This is a genomic window from Labrys neptuniae, assembly GCF_040797145.1.
Classification (GTDB): Bacteria; Pseudomonadota; Alphaproteobacteria; order Rhizobiales; family Labraceae; genus Labrys; species Labrys neptuniae.
The window spans coordinates 518,217-541,064 of the sequence record NZ_JBFNQD010000002.1 but is presented as its reverse complement, the minus strand read 5'-3'; the positions used below and the strand labels follow the sequence as shown (position 1 = coordinate 541,064).

Below are 22,848 nucleotides of genomic sequence, written 5' to 3'. Positions count from 1 at the left end.
ACGGACATCCTGCCCGTGCACCCGGAGCAGCTCAACTTCGCGCTCCATGGCGTTTTGCGATCGGGCGTAATCGCCAAGAATCGCAAAGACGTGTCCAAACAAAGAGCGACAGCAAATAAGCGTTCACACTTGAACGCGTTTTGCTCGAGGATGGGCCGACTGGTAGACCCGCATCAACTCGGTGGCGTCGACCTTGGTGTAGATCTGCGTGGTCGACAGGCTGGCATGGCCAAGCAGTTCCTGGATGGACCGCAGGTCGCCGCCGCGCCCGAGCAGATGGGTGGCGAAGGAATGGCGTAGCGCATGCGGCGTGGCGCTGTCCGGCAGGCCCAAAGCCCCCCGGAGATGCTGCATGGCATATTGGATGATGCGGGGCGACAGGGGGCCACCCCGCGCGCCGACGAAGAGCGGATCGTCCGGGCCGCCCGGATAGGGCAGTATTTTCAGATAATCCTCCACAGCCTGCACCACCGGCGCGATCACCGGCACCGAGCGCATCTTGTTGCCCTTGCCGATGACGGTGAGGCTGTCGCGCCCGCTGACCGGCGCATCCTTGCGCGTCAGGCCAAGAGCTTCGGAAATGCGCAGGCCCGCCCCATAGCATAGCGCCAGCACGGCGGCATCGCGGGCCAGGATCCAGGGTTCGCGCGCCTCACCCAGGCGGGCATCGGCGGAAGCCACCTTGCGGGCGGCCTCGGGCGACAGCGGCTTAGGCAGGCTTTGCGGCAGTTTGGGCCCACGCACCGCCGACAGCGCCGCACTGGCGCCATGGCCCTGGCGCTCGAGGAAGCGGGCAAAGGCCCGCGTCGCCGCCAGGGCCCGCATCAACGAGCGCGGCTTCAGCCCATCGGCCCGGCGCGCGGCCAGGAAGGCCCTGACGTCGCGCGGAGCGAGGGAAGCGATGTCGTCGAGCCCCGGCGGCTCGCCGAAATGGCCGGTCAGGAAGCGCAGGAAGGTGGTGACGTCGCGGTCATAGGCCTCCACCGTCTTGGGGCTCATGCGCCGCTCGACGGCAAGATAGGCCAGCCATTGCACCTTGGCGGCAGCAAGGTCGGCGGCGGCGACGAGGATGGGCGGCGAAGCGTTCATTCCGCCAGTGTGGCTGGAAAAGATGAGCAGGAGGTTAGGACCTCCCGCTCTGCTCACTCCCCCGCCACCAGCGCCGGGGTCGCTGCCGGATCGGGAACCGCCGCCTCGCGTTCGCTCGACCACACCAGCACCAGCATGCACAGGCTGGAGAGGCCGAGATAGCCACAGGCGAGCGGGAAGATGGTGCCGTCATAGGCTTCGCCGATCACCGCGCCGATCACCGCGCCCATCAGCGTGGTGACGCAGCCGATGAAGGAGGAAGCGGTGCCGGCGATATCGCCCACCGGTTCCATCGCCAGCGCGTTGAAATTCGGCATGGTGAGGCTGAGCAGGAAATGCGCCACACCCATGACGATGCCGAAATAGATCAGCGGCGGCCGGCCCTGGAACAGCACGGCGAGGCCGAGCAGCAGCATCGCCATCAGCCAGAAGCCGACCATGCCGAAGCGCGACAGCCGGTGCATGCCGAGCCGCCTCACCAGGCGGGAATTGGCGAAGGAAGCCAGGCCCATGCAGATGGCGATCAGTGCGAAGGCCAGCGGGAAGAGCGGGCCGAGCTTGTAGATGTCGGTCTCGAAGATCTGCTGGGACGAGCCGAGATAGGTCATCAGGCAGCCCATGGCCAGGCCCATCGCCAGCATGTTGGCGAAGGAGGCGCGTGTGGTCACCACCCGGCGCATGCCGCTGGCGACGGCGGGCAGCGACAGCGGCCGGCGATATTCGGGATGCAGCGTCTCGGGCATGCGCAGGCCGAACCAGAACACCACCACCAGCACCAGGCCCAGCATGCTCATGAAGATGGTGCGCCAGTCGCCCAGCATCAGGAAGGCGCTGCCCGTGGCCGGCGCGATCACCGGCACGATGATGAAGATCATCAAGGTGAGCGACATCACCCGCGCCATTTCGCGGCCCTCGTAGCGGTCGCGCACGATGGCAATGGAGAGCACGCGCGCCGAGCCGGCGCCGAGGCCCTGAATGGCGCGGGCGGCCAGCAACACCTCATAGCTGGGGGCGAAGATCGCCAGGAGCGTGCCGGCCGTATAGATGCCCAGGCCGATCATCAGCACCTTGCGGCGGCCGATCGAATCGGAGATCGGCCCCCAGGCCAGCTGCATGATGGCAAAGCCCGCCATATAGGCGGTGATGATCAGCTGCATGCGGTTGGCATCGGCAATGCCGAATTCCGACCGCACGGCGGAGAAGGCTGGCAGGAGATTGTCGATGGAGAGGGAACTGAGCCCCATCATCAGGGCAATCACGAGAACAAACTCGGCGAAGGACGGCTGGGGCTCCCGCCGCACGGCAGGCTCCAGCGCCGCGCCGGCAACGGGACGGGGCATGGAAAACTCGGAAATGTGAAAATCTATAACCGGCGGGGCAATAAAGCGGCGCTCAGATGAGGGATCTGTAGCATATCAATCGTGACGAAAAGGTGATTTTTTCGCCACAGAGGGCAAATATTTCAAGTGAATTGACGAATTTTGATGGGAAACGTCAGGCCTGAGGCGCCGTTCCCGGTTCGACCGGGGCGAGTATGGGGCGCTCGCCCTGTCCGCTGCGCCGGAAATCGGAGGGCGACATGCCGGCGATCTTGCGGAAGCTCTTGTTGAAGCCCGAGAGGGAACCGAAGCCCGACTCCATCGCCACCCGCAGGATATTGCCGTCGCCGCTGATCAGGCGCGCCTGCGCATAGGACAGGCGCAGCAGGCTGACATAGTCGTTCAGCGTCATGCCCGTGCATTTCTTGAACAGGCTCATGGCATATTTGGGATGGAGGTCGGCGGCCGCCGCGATGTCGGCGCTGTCGATGTCGTCGAGGAAATTGTCGGCGATGAAGTCGCACAGGTTGCGCACATGGCGCAGGGCCTGCGGATCGGCGGCGCTGGCCTGGCCGGCATGGGCATCGAGGCTGGGCAACAGGGCATAGGGCTCGAATCGCACCCGTTCCAGCCGCAGCAGCAATTCGCTCACGGCGTGCTGCGCACGCACCATGTCGCCCGAGCGGGTGTAGCCGTTCCAGCGTGCGAAATTGGCGCCATCCGACGAGTCGGTCTCGCGGATGAGCAGGGTCGCGCCGGCCATCAGCCGGGCCGGCACCTCTTCGGGCAGCCGCAGCCGGAAGAAATGCACCAGCGGCAGATGCGCGCCGGCATAGATGGCATCGTCGGAGGCATCGTCCATCTGGTGCGGCAGGCCGCCCCAGAACAGCACCATGTCGCCCGCCGCCAGCCTGAGCTCGTAGCCGGCCATGCGATAATGCACCCAGCCCTGGACGATGAAGTTCACCTCGACCTGGGCGTGCCAGTGGGGCGAGAGCATGACGCGCGGCGTATTGTGGAAGGTCTGCAGCACCGTCGGCAGGTTTTCGACGCTGTTGGCCGTCGGCTGATAATAGGAGCGTTCCTGCATCTTACTTTCAGGCAAGTCCATCTTCCCTTTATCGCAGACAGACCGTGCTGCCTGCCTAAAGTAGCTTCCCGCCACACAAGAGCAAATGAAAAGGGGAGGAATGGAATGCGCAAGACGATCGGCTGCGCCGCGCTGGCACCTAGCGGAATTGCCCGACTTTGCGAACCAGTTCGTAAAATCGGGCAATTCCGCGGATATTTAGCGCTTTGCAGAGTGCGGTGGATCGCATCCACTGCACTCTGCTTGGCCGCGGGCCTTCACGCCACTGCCGCCTCGGCCCAGTCGGGAGAAATCCGGGTCTGGAGCTGGGACATCGCCGCCGCCTCGCTGAAGGCCAATATCGAAGGCTTCAACAAGCAATTCCCCAATGTGAAGGTCACGGTGGAGGATCTCGGCAACGCCCAGGTCTTCTCCAAGACCCAGGCCGGCTGCGCCGCCGGCGGAGCGGGCCTGCCCGACGTCGTCTCGATCGAGAACTACAAGGCGGAGAGTTATTGGAACCAGTTCCCCGACTGCTTCGCCGATCTCAAGCCGCTCGGTTACACGGCGGAGGTCGCCGGCAAGTTCGCCGATTTCAAGCGGGCGGAACTCGAAAAGGGCGAGGCCGCCTATGCCATGCCCTGGGATTCGGGCCCGGTGGTGATGTATTACCGGCGTGACTTCTACGAGAAGGCCGGCGTCGATCCGGCCGGCATCAAGACCTGGGATGATTTCATCGCTGCCGGCAAAAAGGTGGCATCAGCCAATCCCGGCGTGACCATGAGCGCCACCGATCTCGACGGCGACGGCACTACCGAATGGTTCCGCATGGTCGGCAACGAGCAGGGTTGCAACTACTTCGCCGCGGACGCCAGCGCCGTCACGGTCAATGCGCCCGCCTGCATCGCCGTCTACGACAAGCTCAAGCAGCTCAAGGACGCGGGTACCATCATCTCGGCCGGCTGGTCCGACAAGATCCAGGCCCTGAAGGCCGGCAAGGTCGCCACCATCATGTTCGGCGGCTGGTACGAAGGCACGATCCGCACCAACGCCCCCGAGCTTGCCGGCAAATGGGGAGTCTACCGCATGCCGAGCCTCACGGCGGACGGCCCGCGCGCCGCCAATATCGGCGGCTCGTCGCTGGCGATCCCCGCCGGCTCGAAGAACAAGGAAGCGGCCTTCGCCTTCGTCAAATACGCCCTCTCCACCGATGAGGGCCAGGTCACCATGCTCAAGGCCTATGGCCTGGTGCCCTCGCTGAATTCGGCGCTGGAGGACCCCTATGTGAAGCAGGGCCAGCCCTATTGGGGCAACCAGGCGATCTGGACCGACATTCTTGCCACCCTGCCCAAGATCAAGTCCACCCACGGCACCGCCTTCCTCAACGATGCCGAGGCCGCGCTGAAGACCGTGCAGACCAAGTTCCTTGGCGGCGGCTACCCCGATGCCAAGGCGGCGCTGGATGATGCCGCCAACCAGATCTCGTCAGCCTCGGGCCTGCCGGTGGCGCAGTAGCGGGGAAGGGCGCGACCTACCTTCTCCCCTTGCGGGAGAAGGTGCCCCGAAGGGGCGGATGAGGGGAGAAACGCATCCCTTGTTGGTTGATCACCAACACCCCTCATCCGTCATTGCTCCGCAATGCCACCTCTAGTCAACTCAAGAGGGTTGACGACACCCGCAAGGGGAGAAGGCTGGTCGTGCCACATTCTGTTTAGCCTCCGGTCAAACGTCCTCTTCCCCAGCGGAGTCCCTCCGATGCAGCGGCACAATCGCGCGGCCTATGGCTTCCTCGCGCCCTATCTGGCGATCTTCCTCGCCTTCTGGATCTGGCCGATCATCTCCTCCTTCGTGATCTCGCTGCATCAGACCCGGGTGTCGCCCTGGCAGTTCAGGCCGGCAGCCAATTGGGGGCGCCTGATCTCCGATCCCGCCTTCTTCAACGCCCTGAAGAACACGCTGATCATCCTGGTCATCCAGGTGCCGGTGATGATCGGCCTCGCCACCGTGATCGCCGTCTTCCTCAACTCGCCTTTGCTCAAGGCCAAGGGCCTGTTCCGCTTCGCCTTCTTCGCCCCCGTCGTGGTGGGCGAGGTCGCCTATTCGGCGGTGTTCCGGCTGATCTTCGCCCAGGATTTCGGCGTGGTGAACAAGCTCGCCGCCGCCATCGGCCTGCCCGCCATCGACTGGCTCTCCAATCCGACGGCCGCGCTGGCCCTGGTGATGATAGCGCTGACCTGGCGCTGGACCGGCTACAACGCCATCATCATCCTCGCCGGCCTGCAGTCGATACCGGGCGACGTCTACGAGGCGGCCACGCTCGACCGCGTCTCCAAGCTGCGCCAGTTCATCCACATCACCCTGCCGCTCCTGAAGCCGGTGATCACCTTCTGCGTGATCCTGTCGATCTCCGGCACCATGCAGCTCTTCACCGAGCCCTTCCTGATCACCAATCATGGCGGGCCGGGCGGGGCGACCGAGACCCTCGGCCTGCTGCTCTACCGCCAGGCCTTCCTCTCCGGCAATGTCGGCTATGCCTCCGCCATCGCCTACACCATCGCGGCCCTGGCGGTGATCGTCTCGCTGGTCCAGCTGCGCCTGTCGAGGGAACCGCGATGACCCGCTCCAACCGCCAAAGGCTCAACGCCGTCATCCTGCACGCCTTGATCGCACCGATGGCGCTCGTCTGGCTGTTTCCGCTCTGGATGATGGGCGTGTTCGCCACCATGCCCGACTACGGCATCTACGCACCGGGCCTGTCGTTCTGGTTCGGCGCGAATTTCCTCGACAACCTCGCCAATCTGCAGCGCACGACCAACTTCCTGCATGCCATGACCGTCTCGATCGTGGTCGGGCTCGCCTATACCGTGCTCTCGGCCGGGCTGACCGCCATGGCCGGCTGGGCTCTGGCGCGCTACCGCTTCTTCGGCCGCGGCGCAGTGCTCGCCATCATCCTCGGCACCATCTCCCTGCCCTTCTTCGTGGTGATCATCCCGCAATTCATCCTGGTCGCACGCGACCTCGGCATGGCCAATAGCTGGTTCGGCCTGATCGTACCGCCCTTGTTCAATTCGCTCGGCGTGCTGTTCATGCGCCAGGCCTTCACCATGATGCCGGTGGAGCTGTTCGACGCAGCGCGGGTGGAAGGCGTCAGGGAGTGGCGCATCTTCCTGTTCGTGGCCCTGCCGCTGGCGCGCCCGACCCTGGCGGCGCTCTGCATCATCCTCTTCCTGACGAGCTGGAACAACTATCTGTGGCCGCTCCTGATCGCCGGCGACAAGGCGATGTTCACAGCGCCGGTGGCGCTGGGCAGCCTGATCGGCATCTCCAATGTGAGCTGGGGCGGCATCATGGCCGGGGCCGTGCTGCTGACCGCGCCGATGCTGGCCGTCTTCCTCCTCCTGCAGCGCCATTTCATCGCCGGCATCGCGGCCGGCGCCGTCAAGTAATCTCAAGAAAGCGAGACAAGAGCGACATGGCAGGCCTCACGCTCCGTTCCGTGGTCAAGCGCTTCGGCAGTTTCGAGATCATTCACGGCGTCGACCTCGACGTCGCGGACGGCGAATTCGTGGTCTTCGTCGGCCCTTCGGGCTGCGGCAAGTCCACCTTGCTGCGCATGATCGCCGGGCTCGAGGACATTTCCGGCGGCGAGATCAGCATTGGCGGCCAGGTGGTCAACGAGGTCGAGCCGGCCGATCGCGGCATCGCCATGGTGTTCCAGTCCTACGCCCTCTATCCGCACATGACGGTGGAGCGAAATCTCTCCTTCGGCCTCAGGATGAACGGCAATCCCAAGGCCGATACCGACCGGAGGGTGACACGGGCGGCCGAGATCCTACGCATCACCGATCTTATGCAGCGCCGGCCCAAGCAGCTCTCGGGCGGCCAGCGCCAGCGCGTGGCGATTGGCCGGGCGATCGTGCGCGATCCCCAGGTCTTCCTGTTCGACGAACCCCTGTCGAATCTCGACGCCGAATTGCGGGTGCAGATGCGAGTGGAGATCGCGAGACTCCACCGCGAACTCGGCGTCACCATGATCTACGTCACCCACGACCAGACCGAGGCGATGACCCTGGCCGACAAGATCGTGGTGCTGCGCGGCGGCAATGTCGAGCAGGTCGGACGTCCGCTCGAGCTCTACGAGGATCCTGCCAACCGTTTCGTCGCCGGCTTCATGGGCAGCCCCAAGATGAACTTCCTGGCGGGCCGCACCGTCGCGGCCGAAGCCGGCGGCGTTACGGTCGAACTGGTCAACCAGAAAGGCGCGCGCCTTGCGGTGCCGCTCGCCGGCCCGGCGCCGGCAACAGGCGCCGAAGTCAGCATCGGCATCCGCCCCGAACATTTCGGGCCTGGAGGCAGCGGCGACGCCGATCTCGCCATCGAGGTCGACATGGCCGAGCATCTGGGCGCCACCTCCTATGTCTATGCCGGCACCGCCTCCGCCGAGCCGCTGATCATCCAGCGCGACGATTCCCGCCAATGGGCCGAGGAGCGCCAGCTCACCGTCGCCATCCCTCGCCACCGCGCCCTGCTGTTCGACAAAGACGGCCAGCGCCTGCGCTGAAGCGCAGCATCCCCATGTCCTGAAAGTGTTTGGAAAGACCGACATGACCGAGAAAGACAAGATCCGCTGGGGCATCATCGGGCCCGGCGCCATCGCCAAGGCCTTCACTGCCGGCCTGGCCGATTCCGAGAGCGGCGTCCTCGCGGCGATCGGCACCCGCGATCCCGACAGGCCGGGCCTTGCCGAAGCCTTCTCCGGCGCCCGCATCCATCGGGGCTATGAGGCGCTGCTGGCCGATACGCAGGTGGATGCCGTCTATATCGCCGTCCCCCATCCCGGCCACGCGCAATGGGCGATCAAGGCAGCCGAGGCCGGCAAGCATGTGCTGGTGGAAAAACCCATGGGACTGACGGCTTTCGAGGCCGATGCCATGATGCATGCCGCCCGCAAGGCCGGAACCTTCCTGGGCGAGGCCTTCATGTATCGACAGCACCCGCAGACCCTGAAGCTGGTGGAACTGATCCGGTCAGGCACGATCGGCGAAGTCAGGTTGATCCGCTCCAGCTTCGGCTTTGCCATGCCGGCGTTCAAGCCCGAGCACCGGCTCTATGCCAACGACCTGGCGGGCGGCGGCATCCTCGACGTCGGCGGCTATCCCGTCTCGATGGCGCGGCTGATCGCCGGTGCCGCCTCGGGCAAGGATCTCGCGGAGCCCGACAGCGTCTCCGGCGCCGGCCATCTCGGCCAATCCGGCGTCGATGAATGGGCCTCGGCCCTGCTGCACTTCCCCGGTGGCATCCTCGCGGAAGTCTCCTGCTCGATCTCGCTGAAGCAGGACAATGTGCTGCGCATCCTCGGCACCAAAGGCCGCATCGAGGTGCAGGACTTCTGGTTTGCCGGCGGCGTGCAGGGCGGCACCGGCGAGATCCGCATCATCGGGCCCGATGGCACGAGCGAGACGGTGACAGTCGAGGAGACGCGGCATCTCTATGCCTTCGAGGCCGACGCCGCGGGCAGGGCCATTCGCGAAGGCCGCCAGGAATTCGCCTGGCCGGGCATGGACTGGGCAGACAGCCTGGGCAATCTGCGCGTGCTCGACAAATGGCGCCAGGCGATCGGGCTCGAATACGGCATCGAGAAGCCCGAGCGGCGGAAGGAGACCCTGAAGGGTGGAGCGCTCAGGCAGGGTAGCGGGCCGATTCCCCGGCGCCGCATCCCCGGCCTCGAACCGGCCGCCTCCGCCGTGGCGCTCGGCTTCGAGGATTTCAGGACCTTCTCCAGCGCCGCCATCCTGCTCGACGCCTTTTTCGAGAAGGGCGGCAACCTGTTCGACACCGCCTTCGTCTATGGCGCCGGCATCACCGAAAAGCTGTTCGGCGACTGGCAGGCCTCACGAGGCGTGCGCAAGGACAGCGTGGTGATCGGCAAGGGTGCGCATACCCCGCTCTGCCGCCCCGAATTCATCGGTCAGCAGCTCACTTTGTCGCTCGAACGACTGAAGACCGACCATGTCGACGTCTATTTCATGCATCGCGACAATTCCGACGTGCCGGTCGGCGAATTCGTCGACGCCATGGATGCCGAGGTCAAGGCCGGCCGCATCCGCGGCCCGTTCGGTGGCTCGAACTGGACACGCGAGCGTTTCGACGAGGCGGTCGCCTATGCGGAGCGGACAGGCAAGCAGAAGCCGGGAGCGCTCTCCAACAATTTCGCCCTCGCCGAAATGCAGGACGTGATCTGGGCCGGCTGCGTCTCGGCCTCGGACGACGACTGGAAGGCCTGGCTTGCCGCCCGGCAGGTCCCCAATTTCGCCTGGTCGAGCCAGGGGCGCGGCTTCTTCACCGACCGGGCCGGGCGCGACAGGCAGGACGACAAGGAACTCGTCCGGGTCTGGTATTCCGAGCGCAATTTCGCGCGCCGGGACCGGGCGGTCGAACTGGCACGCCGGCTGGGCAAGCGCCCGATCCATGTCGCCCTCGCCTATGTGCTGTCGCAGCCCTTCCCGTCCGTACCCCTGATCGGGCCGCGCACGCTCGCCGAGCTCGACGACAGCCTCGAGGCCTTCGACATCGCCCTGACACCGGAACAGGTCGCCTGGCTCGACCGGGGATAGAGGCCGCGATAGCAGCTTATGAGGAAGGGCGCGCCGCCGACCACCCCTTCTCCCCGTTCTGACGGGGAGAAGGCCGGGATGAGGGGCAGCGCAACACGTAGAAAACTGAACTCTGCGAAGCCCCTCACCCTTACCCTCTCCCCGCAAGTGGCGGGCGAGGGGGCTTGAGCGTCGCGGCCTCACGTCACCTTCATCACCCAGCCCAATCCTTCATTCTGTTCCCGCGACAGCCAGAATTGCCCTCCGTGTGCCAGCGCGCACGGCGGGCCTGGCGGGGGGCCGTTAAGGTCTCGGCAAGTTCTCAGCCGAGCCAGGATCCCGCCATGGTCGCCCTCCCGCAGCGCCGCGTCCCCGATTATGCCGACAGCCTCGCCTTCGAGGCCAAGGCGATGGCCTTGCGGGGCCTGCGCTTCCTGCGCGAGAAATTCACAGCCGAACCCGTGGCCCGCCATGGCCGCTCGGCCCGGCTGGCCGCCGCGCCCGTGCTCGGCCGGGCCGGCTCGCCCCTGTGGACCAATCTCGCTGGGACCAGGGACCGCGAGCTCACCGCCGGCAAGGTCCAGAATTTGCGCATGGCCCTGAAGGGGCTCGACGGCGTCGAGGTGCCGGCCGGCGCCGTGCTCAGCTTCTGGAAGCAGATCGGCCGGGCCAGCCGGGCCCGGGGCTACGTGCCTGGCCGGGAACTGCGCGAAGGCTGCCTGATCGCCAGCGTCGGCGGCGGCCTCTGCCAGCTTTCCAACGCCCTCTACGAGGCCGCCCTCGCGGCCGGGCTGGAGATCGTCGAACGCCATGCCCATAGCCGCGTGGTCCCCGGTTCGCGCGCCCAGCTCGGCCGCGACGCCACCGTGTTCTGGAACTATGTCGATTTCCGCATCCGCAGCCCCCACGCCTTCCGCATTGAAGCCTCGATGAGCCGGGACAGGCTGGAGATCGTGCTGCGCGGCCATGGCCGGGCCAAGGCCGCCGAGCTGCCGGTGGAAAAGCCATCCGCCGGGCCGGTGGTGCATGACTGCACCCAATGCGGCCAGCAAGATTGCCATCGCAACGATCCCGAACGGCCCTTGCGCGCCGGCGTGCCGACGGCCTGGCTCGTCGATGCCTGCTGGCCGGAATTCGCCACCCTGCTCGAGCAGAGGGCCGGCAGCGAGGATGCCCTGTTCCTGCCCTCCCGCTATCTCGGCGCCGCGCGCTATGGCTGGCCGGCCGGTATTGCCGGCAGCGAGACCACGGCCACCATCGCTACCCTACGCCGCTCGCTGGCGCTACGGGGCGCCACGGGCGGCAGCCTGCAGGCGAAGGCCCTGCAGGGCGATGCCCGGCTCGCCGCCGCCTATGCCGCCAGACTGTCGCACCGGCATACGCATCTCGTGGTCTCGCAGAACCTGCTGCCGCATCTGTGGCTGTCGGGTGCCCTGCAGGGCCGCAGCTTCGAGGTGCTGATGGAGCGCCTGCCGCTCGCGGTCCTGCAGGCAAGGCTCGATGCCGCTGCTGCACACCACCCGGAAAGCCCCACCCTGGCCGACTTCCGGGCGCCGGAAGCGATCGTGGCAGCCGAAAGCGCCGCCCTGGCCGCCGCCGACCGGCTGCTGACCCCGCATGCGGAGATCGCCGCCCTCGCCCCCGGCAGAACCCATCTGCTCGACTGGTCCCCCGCCCGGCCACTCCCGGCCGCGAAAGGCGGCCGCACCCTGCTTTTTCCGGCCTCGGCCCTCGGCCGCAAGGGCGCCTATGCCCTGCGCGAGGCGCTTTACGGCCTGCCCATCGAGCTTGCCGTCAAGGGGCGTGCGCGCGAGAGCCTCGGCTTCTGGGGCAATATGCCCGTCCGCCTGTTGGCGCCGGGCGAGATGCCCGCCACCCTTGCCGGCGTGGTGCTGCCGGCCGTGGTCGAGCACCAGCCGCGCCTGCTCCTCGCCGCCCTGGCGGCCGGCCTGCCCGTGATCGCTACGCCGGCCTGCGGACTTTCTCCGCGACCAGGTCTCACCTTGGTACCGGAGGACGATCCGGCTGTGCTGCGCTCGGCCATCGAAACGCTGTTCGGCTGAGGCGAAGCAACGGCCGCCTCAGATCGGCTCGACGCCAGGCCGGTGCACGGCTTCCGCCTGCGGGGCCGGCACCCTGCCCATCCGCTTTGCCCACAGGGCGGTCAGAATCGGCACCAGGATCGCCGTCACCAGGCAGGCCGTGGCCACCAAAGCGGTGGCCGCCGGCACCACGGGCTTGAAGCTCGGGATCATCTCGCCGATCAGCGTCGGGTTGGCGATCGCCGCCCCCGCGGTGCTGGAAGCCGCCAGCCCGGCCGTGCCGTTGCCGCCGCCGATGAACCTGTCGGCCAGCATCAGGGGAATGCCGGTGACCACGATCACCATGAGGCCGAGCAGCACGCCGGCAAGGCCGCTCTGCGCGATGACCTTGAGATCGATGCCGTTGCCGAGGGCGAAGCCGAAGAACGGGATCAACGGATGGACGCAGCGCCCGAACAATTCGCGCAGGTCGCGGTCGAGATTGCCCAGGGCAAAGCCGATCAGGAAGGGCAGCACGGCGCCGACGAACAGGCGCGGCTCGAACACGGCCACGCCGGAGGCACCGAGGATCAGCATACTGACCAATGGTCCCGATTCGACCGACATCAGCACGAAGGCGCCGGCTTCCTCCCTGGTGCCGTATTGCTGCATCACCGCGGCGTAGAGGCCGCCATTGGTCATGTCCATCGAGGCGGTGATCGCCAGCACCGACAGGCCCGCGAACAGGCCGGAAGTGATGCCGCCATCGGGAATGAAGCGCGCCGCGATCATGGTGGCGACCCAGGCCACGATGATCTTGGTGACCAGGAGCGTGCCCGATTTGCGCAGCACCACGCCGGTCGCCCTCAGGTCGATGGTGGCGCCCATGCAGAAGAACCAGACGGCGAGGATCGGCACGGTGCCGGTGATCAGCCCGTTGCTGAACGACCCCAGATAGCTGCCGGCTCCCGGCGCAAAGGTCTTGCACAAAGCGCCGAGCACCAGCGGCACCAGCATCAGCCCGCCGGGAATCCTATCGATGACCTTCAATATCTTCATGGACTGCCTCCCAGATTGTATTTTTGGCGAACGGCCAGACGTGGCCGCTCCGCAAATTCCTTCTCCCCTTGCGGGAGAAGGTGGCATTGCGAAGCAATGACGGATGAGGGGTGCTGGCGAACACTCGTGGGGTTTGTGCATCTCCCCTCATCCGCCCCTTCGGGGCACCTTCTCCCGCAAGGGGAGAAGGAAATCGCTCAGCGCGCCAGCCAGCCGCCATCCACCGGGATGGTGATGCCGTGGACATAGGCGGAGGCCTCGGAGGCCAGGAACACGGCAGCGCCGCCGAGATCGGCGGGGGCGCCCCAGCGCCCGGCCGGAATGCGCGCCAGGATCTGGCCATTGCGCTCGGCATCCGCGCGCAAAGGCGCGGTGTTATTGGTCGCCATGTAGCCGGGGGCGATGGCGTTGACGTTGATGCCCTTGGCGGCCCATTCGCAGGCGAGCAGCTTGGTCAGCCCCATCAGCCCGCTCTTGGCCGAGGTGTAGGAGGCGACGCGGATGCCGCCCTGGAAGGACAGCATCGAGGCGATGTTGATGATCTTGCCACCAGCTGATTTGCCGTTCGGCCTGGCCGCAAGCATGGTGCGGGCCGCCGCCTGGGCCAGGAAGAAGGCCGATTTGAGGTTCACGTCGACGACCGCGTCCCAGTCCTCCTCGGTGAAGTCGAGGGCGTCGGCGCGGCGGATGATGCCGGCATTGTTGACCAGGATGTCGAGCGCGCCGAAGCGGTCAAGCGCCGACTGGACGATCGCTGGCAGAGGAGCGGTGGTGGAAAGATCAGCGGTCACGGGCAGGAAGGCGCCGCCCTGCGCCTCGATCGCCGTACGGGTTTCGTCGGCGGGGCCGCGATCGACCCCGACGATGCTGGCGCCGGCCTGCGACAGGGCGATGGCGATAGCCTGCCCGAGCCCGGTGCGCGATCCCGTCACCATCGCGACCTTGCCGGTGAGGTCGAAGGGATTGGCGAAAGCCGTGTTCATCGTGGCCGGACTCATCGCAGATCCGCCGTCGCGACCATGTCCATGTCGGCATAGTCCTGGTTGTCGCCGGCCATGGCCCAGATGAAGGTATAGGCGCCGGTGCCGACACCGGAATGGATCGACCATGGCGGCGAGATCACCGCATCGCCCTCGCCCACCAGCAGGTGGCGAGTTTCCTGCGGTTCACCCATGAAGTGGAAGATGCGCGCCTCGGCCGCAAGGTCGAAATAGAGATAGACCTCGTTGCGCCGGTCATGGGTGTGGCAGGGCATGGTGTTCCACACCGAGCCCGGCGCCAGCGTGGTCATGCCGAAGACGAGCTGGCAGGACTCGACGGCGCCCGGGATCAGCATCTGGTGGATGCTGCGCTCATTCGCGGTGCTCTTGTCGCCGAGTTCCAGGATGCGCCCGACCGAGGCGTCGATCCGGCGCGTCGGATAGCTGCGATGGGCGGGCGCCGACAGAAGATAGAAGCGCGGCGGCACAGCGCCATTCCCGGCTTCGAACACCACCTCGCCCGCCCCCATGCCGACATAGAGAGCCTCGCGGGTGCCGATGTCATGAACCTCGCCGTCGACACGCACGATGCCCGGACCGCCGATATTGATGACGCCGAGTTCACGCCGGGCCAGGAAGCTCGACTGCCCGACCTCCTTCGGCGTCTGCAGGGCCAGGGGCGCATCGACCGGGCAGGCACTGCCGATGATCATGCGCTCGACATGGGAATAGACCAGCTTGATGCGGCCGGCGGCGAACAGGTCGGGGATCAGGAATTCGCGGCGCAAGCCCTGCGTATCCAGGCCCTTGACGGCCTCGGGGTGGCTGGCGTGGCGAATTTCGAGGGATTGATGGGACATGAGAACTTTCTGGATTGTCCAAGTCGCGAGGCGCTAGCGAAACAGCAGCGTCTCGAAGGCGGCGGAGATGCCGGCGGCGTCCCCCGAGAAATAGTCGGGGTTGTGATCGCGGATGGAGGCCAGGCTGCGGCGCAGGCCATCGAGATGGTGATCCATGGCAAGGCCGGCCTTCTCGGCATCGTGGGCCTCGATGGCGTCGACGATGGCACCGTGCTCGTCGACGACGCGCAGCATGCGCCCGGCCTCCGGCAGGGTCAGCCGGCGGTAACGGTCGAGCTGGGTCTTGACCTCACGCACCATCTCCCAGGCGCCAGGCCGGCCCGCCGCCATGGCGAGCGCAGCATGGAAGGCTTCATCCGCCTCGTGAAAACCGTTGGTGTCGCCGGCCCCGAGGCTCTCGCGCTGGCGTTCGATCAGGCCGCGCAGCAGGGTGACGCTGCTGCCTCGGGCCTGGTGGGCGGCGGCGCGCGCGGTGGCGTGCTCGACGGCCGAACGCACGAAGATCGCATCGGGCAGGATGGCGGCAGGAATGCGAGCCACGCGGGTGGCGGAGCGCGCCGCGATCTCGACCAGTCCTTCGTCGGCCAGGCGCAGCAGCGCCTCGCGGACCGGCGTGCGGCTGACGGCATGCGCCGTGGCGACCTCCACCTCGGCGATCTTCTCGCCGGGCAACCTGACCATGGAGACGATCTCGTCGCGCAGTGCCCGATGCACGACCGCTGCCGTCGTCATGCCCGGCTGGGCCGCAAGCGGCCGGCCGCCGGTACGATCCTGGAAAGTGGCAAAGGCGCTCATCGCATCACCATATCTGATATATTAGATATCCTAGCTACTCACGAAGGCGACGTCAATCGCCTGGGATGGCCCCCTCGACAGAGCGGGTCCCCCATCGCCTTTCGGTACGACCTCGAACATGTTCCAGGTCGCAAGCCCCGGCCACCGCGCAGCAGGAAGGCGGCGTCAACCGCATCCCTGGAGCGTTCCATGCGCCGTTTCGCTGTCCTTCTCGCCCTCGTCGCCTGCCTGGCAGGACATGCCGCCTTGGCCGGCGAGCCCGTCGGCTCCAAACAGATCGGCATTCCCGACCCGGCCGGCGAGCGGCCGCTCCAGGCCCGCCTCTGGTATCCGGCCGGCACCTCCGGGCCCTTGACGTCGATCGGCGGGCGGGAGGGCAGCTTCCCGGGTATCGAAGTGGTGGAGAATGCCCCGCCCGCCGCCGGCAGCCATCCGCTCGTGCTGCTCTCGCACGGCTTCGGCGGCAATTGGCGGAACCTCAACTGGCTGGCGAGCGAACTCGCCGGTCGCGGCTATGTCGTGGCGGCACCGGATCACCCCGGCACCACCACCTTCGACAAGCGGCCGGAACAGGCCGCCCGCCTGTGGGAACGTCCCCACGATCTCAGCCGGGTTCTCGATGCCGTCAGCACCGATCCCGGCCTCGCCGGCCCCATCGAGGCGGGCCGCATCGCCGCCATCGGCCATTCCCTCGGCGGCTGGACCGTGATGGCGCTGGCGGGCGGGCGCTATGATGCGAGCCGTCTTCCCGCGATTTGCTCGCCCGCGCCTCTTTGCGAAGCGCTCACGGCCGTCGGGCTGCGCGATGGCGGGACCGATCCCGCCAGGCTGGGAGCCGATCTTCGCGACGCCAGGATCGGCGCCGTCGTCTCGCTCGATCTCGGACCCGCGCTCGGCTTCACGCCGCAAAGCCTGGCGGCTGTCAGGATACCCGTGCTGGTGTTCGCGGCGGGAACGCCTGTGCCCGGCATCGCGGCCCTGAAGCAGGACTCCGATTACCTCGTCAGCGCCCTGCCGCAGGCGACCACCCGCTACCTGCCCATCCCCGATGCCACCCATTTCAGCTTCATGCAGCTCTGCCTGCCGGAGGCGGCCGCCGCGATCGAGAATATCGCGCCAGGCGAGAGCTTCGTCTGCCGGGACGGCGGCACGCGCGACCGAACGGCCCTGCACCGCCAGATCGCCGACGAGATCCTCGCCTTCCTGGCCCGGGTACAGCCCTCGCGGTAAGGGCTGTAGCGCCTAAACCCCGCCCGCCAGATCGCGGCGGGCGCGGTCGGCGGCTTCGGCATAGCGGCGCAGGGCATGGGCTTCCGACAGGAGGCCGATGACGTGGCCCGCCTCGTCGACCACCGCCAGCGCCTCGGCCTCGCAGCCTTCCATGCGCTCGGTCGCCTCCTTCAGCGTCATGCCCGCCGTCAGCACCTCGTCGCGATAGAGCGCCAGGCTACCGACGGGATTGGCGCCATCCTGGATCTCGGGGCTGACCTGATAGGCATCGGCGACCCGGATCAGCCCGGCATAGCGATTGGTGAGGGTGTCGACCGCCACGATGTAATGCGTGGTGCCGAGCGGATGGGCGTTGCGGAAGACCACGAGCGAGGCGTCCTTGTCCACCGTCGGCGCCGGCTTGCGCATCACCCGGCCGACGGTGAGGTCGCGGGCCCAGCCGATATCGTGGGCGCTGCGGATCGCCTCGCCGCGCAGATGGAAGCGCCAGGTGGCGAAGGAGTAGCCGAAGGTCTCGCGCACGGTGATGCTGGCGATGATCACAGCCAGCAGCACGGCGGCGGTGAGCTGGAAATCACCCGTCATCTCCAGGACCAGGAAGCTCATGGTCAGCGGTCCGCCCATCACGGACGCGGCCAGCGCCGCCATGCCGGTCAGCGCCGCCGCGTGGGGCGTCAGCCCCGTATCCAGGGAGAAGAGATGGATGCCGCCGAGATAGAACTGGCCGATCAGGGCGCCGAGGAAGAGCGAGGCGAAGAATAGGCCCCCGCGAAAGCCCGAGCCGAGCGAGATGGAAGAGGCGAGCCCCTTCAGCAGGATCAGCCCGCCCAGCATCAGCATCGGCAGTTCGCCGCCGGCGAGCATCTTCACCAGCGCACCATGCCCCGACGACAGCACCTGCGGCGTGATCAAGGCAAGTCCACCAACCATCAGGCCGCCCAGCCCCGGCATCAGCCAGATCGGCAGGGGCAGGCGACGGAAGCCCTTCTCGGTCATGGCGACGCCCAGCATCACCAGGATGGCGACGGCGGCGCTGAACAGGCCGAGGCCGACCAGGGCCATGAAGGACGAGGCCTGCGGCTTGTAGCCGACATCGATGACGAAGGCGTAGGAATCGATCCCGAGCAGATGGGTGACGATGGTGCCGGCAATGGCCGCTGCTGCCACGGGCGCCAGATGCGAGACGGCGTAGGTACCGATGATGATCTCGAAGGCGTAGAAGGCACCGGTCAGCGGCGCGCTGAAGGCACCGGCGATGGCCCCGGCCGAACCGCAGCCCACCAGCAGGCGTAGATCCGCGCGGCGCAGATGAAAGCCGAGGCCGAGCCGTGAGGCGATGCCGGAGCCGATCTGCGAATAGGCGGCTTCGAGCCCCACCGAGGCACCGAAGGCGTTGGAGATCCAGGTCTGGATCACCACGATGATGCTGCCGGTGAGCGACAGGCGCCCGCCATGCAGGGCATTGGCCTCGATCGGATCGACCGGGCGGGGCGAGCGGGTCCGCGCCAGAACCAGGTTGAACAGGCCGAGCAGGAGGCCGCCGATCAGCGGCATGGAGACGGCCAGGATCACCGGCAGGCCGAGGGTCCCGCTCAGCCTCTCCTCCGCCTGCAAGCCGAAAAACAGCTCATGGGCGAGCTGTGCGGTGGCGGCGACGCCATAGACCGCTACGCCGGCCAGCGCGCCCACCACGGCCGCGAGTGCGACCATGCCGCTCTCGCTGCGTCGCACCAGCAAGCGCATCCAGCCAGGGATGATGCGGTCGAAGGCGAGGTTGAGAGCCTGGCGGGAAAAACGCTGATGGAACATGGCAAGCTGGCCCGCCTCTGGTGGAGGCGGGAATAAGGGGAAGGCCGATCCATCCTGTTTAGACGCTTGTTGTGAAAGGCAAAAGTCCGCAAGCGACGAAAATTGGCGCGATCGGGGATGCCAGGCACTATTCTCGCCCGCCAGGCGGGTCATCCACCACGCGCAGATCGGTCAGCAGCATCGCCACACTGCCATCGGCCGCCAGGCCGAACCAGGATGGATAGGCGCCATCGCCCCAGCCGCTCGAGAACAGCACGAGGGAATGGGGAGCTCGGGTGGTCGAGAGCGAATAGGGCAGGCCATGCTCCTTGCCGTAGCTCTCACCCAGACGGATCCAGTCGTCATAGATGGCCTGCACCTGATCGGTCGACAGGGCTGCGATATCCTTGCCGACGGCAGGATCGAGGAAGGCGCCGGTGCCCGCATCGACCGGAAAGCCGTAATATTCTTCCTTGCCAAGCTTGGCCGGATCCTGGCCCGGCACCAACGCCCGTTCCCAGGTCACGACCGGCGCCTGTGAGAATTCGACGCGCGCAAAGGCGATGCGATCGCCGAAACGCTGCGAACGCATCACCGCGATGCGTACGGGAAAGCGCCCCGTCGGCACGGTACGAATGAAGGGCCTGGCCTCGATGAAGACAAAGGGATCACAGGCCACGATCTGGCCTGTGGACACGGTGACCTCACCGAGAAGGCGGCTGTCGAGCGGCACCGGCGCGCCATTGACCGTGGCCGTCGCGCCGGGCTTGAACGCCGCCTCGAAGCGGGCTGCGTCCGGGCGCAACGGCCCCTCCTCCGCCCCGGCCGGCGCGATCATGCCGAGACAAAGGGCGAGCGCGATGGAAAGCGCCCGCCGCATCGTCATCCGCTCCCTCAGCCTCAGCCCCTCAACCCTTGGGCTTGTTCTGGCGGTTGGCGATGAGATCCTCCACCACCGTCGGGTCGGCCAGGGTGGAGATGTCGCCGAGCGAGCCGAAATCGTCCTCGGCGATCTTGCGCAGGATGCGCCGCATGATCTTGCCGGAACGGGTCTTGGGCAGGCCGGGCGCGAACTGGACGAGGTCGGGCGAGGCGATCGGCCCGATCTCGCGGCGCACCCAGCCGACCAGCTCCTTGCGCAGGGTCTCGTCGCCGCTGGTGCCGGCCATCAGGGTGACATAGGCATAGATGCCCTGGCCCTTGAGGTCGTGGGGATAGCCGACCACGGCCGCTTCCGACACCAGTTCATGCGCCACCAGCGCGCTCTCGACTTCGGCCGTGCCCATGCGATGGCCGGAGACGTTGATGACGTCATCGACGCGGCCGGTGATCCAGTAATAGCCGTCCTCGTCGCGGCGGCAGCCGTCGCCGGTGAAGTACTTGCCTTTATAGGCGGCGAAATAGGTGTCGAAGAAGCGCTGATGGTCGCCATAGACGGTGCGCATCTGGCCCGGCCAGGAATCGGCGATGACGAGATTGCCCTCGCAGGCCCCCTCCAGCACCTTGCCCTCGGCGTCGACGATCTCGGGGCGCACCCCGAAGAAGGGGCGGGTGGCCGAGCCCGGCTTGAGCCGGGTGGCGCCCGGCAGCGGCGAGATCAGGATGCCGCCCGTCTCGGTCTGCCACCAGGTGTCGACGATCGGGCAGCGATGGTCGCCGACCACCCGGTGATACCATTCCCAGGCTTCCGGATTGATCGGCTCGCCCACGGAGCCGAGCAGGCGGAGCGAGGCGCGCGAGGTCTTCTTCACCGGCTCCTCGCCGGCACCCATCAAAGCGCGGATCGCGGTGGGCGCGGTGTAGAAGATGGTGACCCGGTGCTTGTCGATCACCTCCCAGAAGCGCGACATCGACGGGTAGTTCGGCACGCCCTCGAACATCAGCGTGGTGGCACCGTTACACAGCGGGCCGTAGACGATGTAGGAATGGCCGGTGACCCAGCCCACATCGGCAGTGCACCAGTAGATGTCGCCCTCGCGGTAGTCGAAGACATATTGGTGCGTCATCGCGGCATAGACGAGATAGCCCGCCGTGGTGTGCAGCACGCCCTTCGGCTTGCCGGTGGAACCGGAGGTATAGAGGATGAACAGCGGATCCTCCGCCGCCATCTCCTCGCAGGGGCACTCGTCGGAGACATTGGCGGCGAGATCCGCATAGAAATGATCGCGGCCGGTGACCATCGCCACCGGGGCGCCCGTGCGCTTGACCACGATCACCGAGGAGACCCCGCCCACCTTGGCCAGGGCCGCATCGACATTGGCCTTGAGCGGCACGCGCTTGCCGCCGCGCAGGCCTTCGTCGGCGGTGATCACCACGGTCGAGCCGCAATCGGTGATGCGGCCGGCGAGGGAGTCGGGCGAGAAGCCGCCGAACACGATGGAATGAACCGCGCCGATGCGGGCGCAGGCCAGCATGGCGAAGGCCGCTTCGGGGATCATCGGCAGATAGATGGTGACCCGGTCGCCCTTCTTGACGCCCTCGCCCTTCAGCACATTGGCAAAGCGCTGCACTTCGCTGGCGAGTTCGCGATAGGAGATGTGCCGGCTCTCGGAGGGATCATCACCCTCCCAGATGATGGCAGTGCGATCGCCGTGCTCGGCAACGTGACGGTCAACGCAATTCCAGGCGACGTTGGTGGTGCCGTCCTCAAACCAGCGGATCGAGACATCGGGTTCGAAACGGGTATTCTTGACCCTGGTATAGGGTTCGAACCAGCCGATCCTTTTGCCGTGCTCGCCCCAGAAGGCCTCGGGATCGCTGACGGAAGCCTCGTACATCGCCTGGTAGCGCGCATTGTCGACATACGCTTCCTCGGCCCATTCGCGCGGAACGTCGTAGATCTTGGCCTCAGACATGCCTTCCTCCCATCGGCCGGGATCGTGCCGCGGCCTTGAACCCGCGCCGGCTTCGGGGCCGGCGTTTCCTCTGGAGCAAAGCGCGTCTTCGCGAAACGCCCTTTCCCTCCAGCTCCTTGTTTCAAGCCAACCTGATGGCTTGGCTCGGGCGTCCTTGCGACTCCTGGCAATTCCGCCAAAAATCACAAGACGCTTTCTAGAACGCTTATGACAAAGCGCGTGCACAGGGCAAGTCCCCCGCGCGCTCCAGCCGATACTGCGGCGTGTCTGTCATTGCTTGGCCGCCCGCGGTATAGTGAGTGCCGAACTTACGATGCCACCGCTTAATACCATCCCGCCAAGAAAGGATGTGGCCATGGACATCGAAGGCGCCGTCGCCAGCCACTACACGCAAGGTTCGCTCGAACGCACGCTCTTCGCGGCGCTGGAGGCGGCCGGCAAGGATCCGGACCACCTGACCACCGGTGATCTCGCCGGCATCGACGAGTTCCATCTCGGTTGGGCAGCCGCCACGGAAGAGCTCGCCGAGGATCTCGGCTTCACCCACGCCATGCATGTGCTCGATGTCGGCTCGGGTATCGGCGGGCCGGCGCGGCATCTGGCACAGGCGCTCGGCTGCAGTGTCACCGGTATCGACCTCACCGCCGAATTCGTCACGGTGGCTGAGGCGGTGACCCGGCGCTGCCATTTGTCGGGGCGGGTCTCCTTCGTGCAGGGCAGCGCTCTCGCTCTGCCCTTCGAGACCGCGAGCTTCGACGGTGCCACCCTGTTCCATGTCGGCATGAATATCGCCGACAAGGATACGCTCTTTCGCGAGATACGCCGGGTGCTCAGGCCGGGGGCACGCTTCGGCGTCTACGACATCATGCATCAGGGCAAGGGCGACCTGCCCTACCCGATGCCCTGGGCGATGAGTTCGGCCACCAGCTTCGTGGAACCGCCCAGCCGCTACCGCCAGGCCCTGGCCCAGGCCGGCTTCAGCCTGGAGCTCGAGCGCAGCCATCGCGACCTTGCCCTTCGGCTCGGCCGCGAGATGAGGGAGAAGGTCGCCCGCGACGGCCCCTCGCCGCTCGGGCCGCAGGTCCTGATGGGCGAGAACGCCGCCCTGCGCATCGGCAATGTGATGTCGGCCCTCGCCGACGGGCTGATCGCGCCCATCGAGATGATCGTGCGGGCCGGCTGAGAAAGCT

Annotated in this window: 18 protein-coding genes; 8 read left to right on the top strand and 10 right to left on the bottom strand. The window is 66.7% G+C overall.

Annotated elements, in window-relative coordinates:
* Window positions 1–123 precede the first annotated feature (123 nt).
* The 3 genes from ABXS05_RS09775 to ABXS05_RS09765 form a co-directional block, all read right to left on the bottom strand.
* Window positions 124–1,089: a tyrosine recombinase XerC gene (locus tag ABXS05_RS09775; protein ID WP_367623751.1), complete on the bottom strand. Its 966-nt coding sequence runs from the start codon at window positions 1,087–1,089 to the stop codon at window positions 124–126.
* A gap of 53 nt (window positions 1,090–1,142) precedes the next feature.
* Entirely contained in the window at window positions 1,143–2,429 is a 1,287-nt protein-coding gene (locus ABXS05_RS09770; RefSeq protein ID WP_068292901.1) for a multidrug effflux MFS transporter, read from the bottom strand.
* Window positions 2,430–2,583: 154 nt separating this feature from the next.
* Complete coding sequence (locus ABXS05_RS09765; protein WP_367623750.1) at window positions 2,584–3,519, bottom strand: helix-turn-helix domain-containing protein; 936 nt, start codon at window positions 3,517–3,519, stop codon at window positions 2,584–2,586.
* A 192-nt stretch (window positions 3,520–3,711) separates the two neighbouring features.
* On the opposite strand from ABXS05_RS09765, the gene ABXS05_RS09760 reads away from it, so the two are divergent.
* The 6 genes from ABXS05_RS09760 to ABXS05_RS09735 all read left to right on the top strand — a co-directional run bounded on the left by ABXS05_RS09760 (window position 3,712) and on the right by ABXS05_RS09735 (window position 12,133).
* The gene (locus ABXS05_RS09760) at window positions 3,712–4,992 is read left to right on the top strand and encodes an ABC transporter substrate-binding protein (RefSeq protein ID WP_437178640.1); all 1,281 of its coding nucleotides are present in this window, start codon (window positions 3,712–3,714) and stop codon (window positions 4,990–4,992) included.
* Between the two features lie 240 nt (window positions 4,993–5,232).
* On the top strand, window positions 5,233–6,093 hold the full coding sequence (locus tag ABXS05_RS09755; RefSeq protein WP_367623748.1) for a carbohydrate ABC transporter permease: 861 nt from the start codon (window positions 5,233–5,235) through the stop codon (window positions 6,091–6,093).
* Window positions 6,090–6,923 carry a carbohydrate ABC transporter permease gene (locus ABXS05_RS09750; RefSeq protein WP_311938979.1) on the top strand — a complete coding sequence of 278 codons (834 nt, stop codon included), beginning with the start codon at window positions 6,090–6,092 and terminating at the stop codon, window positions 6,921–6,923. The genes ABXS05_RS09755 and ABXS05_RS09750 overlap by 4 nt, the downstream gene beginning before the upstream one ends.
* 26 nt (window positions 6,924–6,949) lie before the next feature.
* On the top strand, window positions 6,950–8,038 hold the full coding sequence (locus ABXS05_RS09745; RefSeq protein WP_367623747.1) for an ABC transporter ATP-binding protein: 1,089 nt from the start codon (window positions 6,950–6,952) through the stop codon (window positions 8,036–8,038).
* A 43-nt stretch (window positions 8,039–8,081) separates the two neighbouring features.
* Window positions 8,082–10,091 carry an aldo/keto reductase gene (locus ABXS05_RS09740; RefSeq protein WP_367623746.1) on the top strand — a complete coding sequence of 670 codons (2,010 nt, stop codon included), beginning with the start codon at window positions 8,082–8,084 and terminating at the stop codon, window positions 10,089–10,091.
* 323 nt (window positions 10,092–10,414) lie between these two features.
* A complete protein-coding gene (locus tag ABXS05_RS09735) occupies window positions 10,415–12,133 on the top strand; it encodes a VanW family protein (RefSeq protein WP_367623745.1) in 1,719 nt (572 codons plus the stop codon).
* An 18-nt stretch (window positions 12,134–12,151) separates the two neighbouring features.
* Here ABXS05_RS09735 and kdgT read toward each other — a convergent pair whose 3' ends face one another.
* From kdgT to ABXS05_RS09715, 4 genes are all read right to left on the bottom strand, one after another.
* A complete protein-coding gene (gene kdgT, locus ABXS05_RS09730) occupies window positions 12,152–13,150 on the bottom strand; it encodes a 2-keto-3-deoxygluconate transporter (RefSeq protein ID WP_367623744.1) in 999 nt (332 codons plus the stop codon).
* Window positions 13,151–13,347: 197 nt separating this feature from the next.
* Window positions 13,348–14,133: a 2-dehydro-3-deoxy-D-gluconate 5-dehydrogenase KduD gene (gene kduD / locus ABXS05_RS09725; protein ID WP_367623743.1), complete on the bottom strand. Its 786-nt coding sequence runs from the start codon at window positions 14,131–14,133 to the stop codon at window positions 13,348–13,350.
* 11 nt (window positions 14,134–14,144) lie between these two features.
* A complete protein-coding gene (kduI, locus tag ABXS05_RS09720) occupies window positions 14,145–14,990 on the bottom strand; it encodes a 5-dehydro-4-deoxy-D-glucuronate isomerase (protein WP_367623742.1) in 846 nt (281 codons plus the stop codon).
* A 33-nt stretch (window positions 14,991–15,023) separates the two neighbouring features.
* Window positions 15,024–15,785 (bottom strand): GntR family transcriptional regulator, encoded by a 762-nt coding sequence (locus ABXS05_RS09715; RefSeq protein WP_367623741.1) that lies wholly within the window; start codon window positions 15,783–15,785, stop codon window positions 15,024–15,026.
* Between the two features lie 189 nt (window positions 15,786–15,974).
* On the opposite strand from ABXS05_RS09715, the gene ABXS05_RS09710 reads away from it, so the two are divergent.
* Complete coding sequence (locus ABXS05_RS09710) at window positions 15,975–17,015, top strand: alpha/beta hydrolase family protein (RefSeq protein ID WP_367623740.1); 1,041 nt, start codon at window positions 15,975–15,977, stop codon at window positions 17,013–17,015.
* A 12-nt stretch (window positions 17,016–17,027) separates the two neighbouring features.
* Here the strand turns inward: ABXS05_RS09710 and ABXS05_RS09705 are convergent, their stop codons facing one another.
* The 3 genes from ABXS05_RS09705 to acs form a co-directional block, all read right to left on the bottom strand.
* Window positions 17,028–18,824 (bottom strand): chloride channel protein, encoded by a 1,797-nt coding sequence (locus ABXS05_RS09705; RefSeq protein ID WP_311944919.1) that lies wholly within the window; start codon window positions 18,822–18,824, stop codon window positions 17,028–17,030.
* Window positions 18,825–18,951: 127 nt separating this feature from the next.
* Window positions 18,952–19,689 (bottom strand): DUF4241 domain-containing protein, encoded by a 738-nt coding sequence (locus ABXS05_RS09700; RefSeq protein WP_367623739.1) that lies wholly within the window; start codon window positions 19,687–19,689, stop codon window positions 18,952–18,954.
* Between the two features lie 22 nt (window positions 19,690–19,711).
* Window positions 19,712–21,658, bottom strand: a complete 1,947-nt coding sequence (acs, locus tag ABXS05_RS09695) for an acetate--CoA ligase (RefSeq protein ID WP_311944915.1) — start codon at window positions 21,656–21,658, stop codon at window positions 19,712–19,714.
* Window positions 21,659–22,013: 355 nt separating this feature from the next.
* On the opposite strand from acs, the gene ABXS05_RS09690 reads away from it, so the two are divergent.
* Window positions 22,014–22,841 (top strand): class I SAM-dependent methyltransferase, encoded by an 828-nt coding sequence (locus ABXS05_RS09690; protein ID WP_311944914.1) that lies wholly within the window; start codon window positions 22,014–22,016, stop codon window positions 22,839–22,841.
* Window positions 22,842–22,848: the final 7 nt, after the last annotated feature.

What these genes read in the sequence shown, in the direction of transcription:
- ABXS05_RS09745 (WP_367623747.1), top strand. Translation starts at nt 6,950, where the DNA reads ATGGCAGGCCTCACGCTCCGTTCCGTGGTCAAGCGCTTCGGCAGTTTC.
- ABXS05_RS09700 (WP_367623739.1), bottom strand. Translation starts at nt 19,689, where the DNA reads ATGACGATGCGGCGGGCGCTTTCCATCGCGCTCGCCCTTTGTCTCGGC.
- ABXS05_RS09765 (WP_367623750.1), bottom strand. Translation starts at nt 3,519, where the DNA reads ATGGACTTGCCTGAAAGTAAGATGCAGGAACGCTCCTATTATCAGCCG.
- ABXS05_RS09755 (WP_367623748.1), top strand. Translation starts at nt 5,233, where the DNA reads ATGCAGCGGCACAATCGCGCGGCCTATGGCTTCCTCGCGCCCTATCTG.
- ABXS05_RS09770 (WP_068292901.1), bottom strand. Translation starts at nt 2,429, where the DNA reads ATGCCCCGTCCCGTTGCCGGCGCGGCGCTGGAGCCTGCCGTGCGGCGG.
- ABXS05_RS09750 (WP_311938979.1), top strand. Translation starts at nt 6,090, where the DNA reads ATGACCCGCTCCAACCGCCAAAGGCTCAACGCCGTCATCCTGCACGCC.
- kduD (WP_367623743.1), bottom strand. Translation starts at nt 14,133, where the DNA reads ATGAACACGGCTTTCGCCAATCCCTTCGACCTCACCGGCAAGGTCGCG.
- ABXS05_RS09705 (WP_311944919.1), bottom strand. Translation starts at nt 18,824, where the DNA reads ATGTTCCATCAGCGTTTTTCCCGCCAGGCTCTCAACCTCGCCTTCGAC.
- ABXS05_RS09690 (WP_311944914.1), top strand. Translation starts at nt 22,014, where the DNA reads ATGGACATCGAAGGCGCCGTCGCCAGCCACTACACGCAAGGTTCGCTC.
- ABXS05_RS09710 (WP_367623740.1), top strand. Translation starts at nt 15,975, where the DNA reads ATGCGCCGTTTCGCTGTCCTTCTCGCCCTCGTCGCCTGCCTGGCAGGA.
- ABXS05_RS09715 (WP_367623741.1), bottom strand. Translation starts at nt 15,785, where the DNA reads ATGAGCGCCTTTGCCACTTTCCAGGATCGTACCGGCGGCCGGCCGCTT.
- ABXS05_RS09740 (WP_367623746.1), top strand. Translation starts at nt 8,082, where the DNA reads ATGACCGAGAAAGACAAGATCCGCTGGGGCATCATCGGGCCCGGCGCC.
- acs (WP_311944915.1), bottom strand. Translation starts at nt 21,658, where the DNA reads ATGTCTGAGGCCAAGATCTACGACGTTCCGCGCGAATGGGCCGAGGAA.
- ABXS05_RS09735 (WP_367623745.1), top strand. Translation starts at nt 10,415, where the DNA reads ATGGTCGCCCTCCCGCAGCGCCGCGTCCCCGATTATGCCGACAGCCTC.
- ABXS05_RS09775 (WP_367623751.1), bottom strand. Translation starts at nt 1,089, where the DNA reads ATGAACGCTTCGCCGCCCATCCTCGTCGCCGCCGCCGACCTTGCTGCC.
- kdgT (WP_367623744.1), bottom strand. Translation starts at nt 13,150, where the DNA reads ATGAAGATATTGAAGGTCATCGATAGGATTCCCGGCGGGCTGATGCTG.
- kduI (WP_367623742.1), bottom strand. Translation starts at nt 14,990, where the DNA reads ATGTCCCATCAATCCCTCGAAATTCGCCACGCCAGCCACCCCGAGGCC.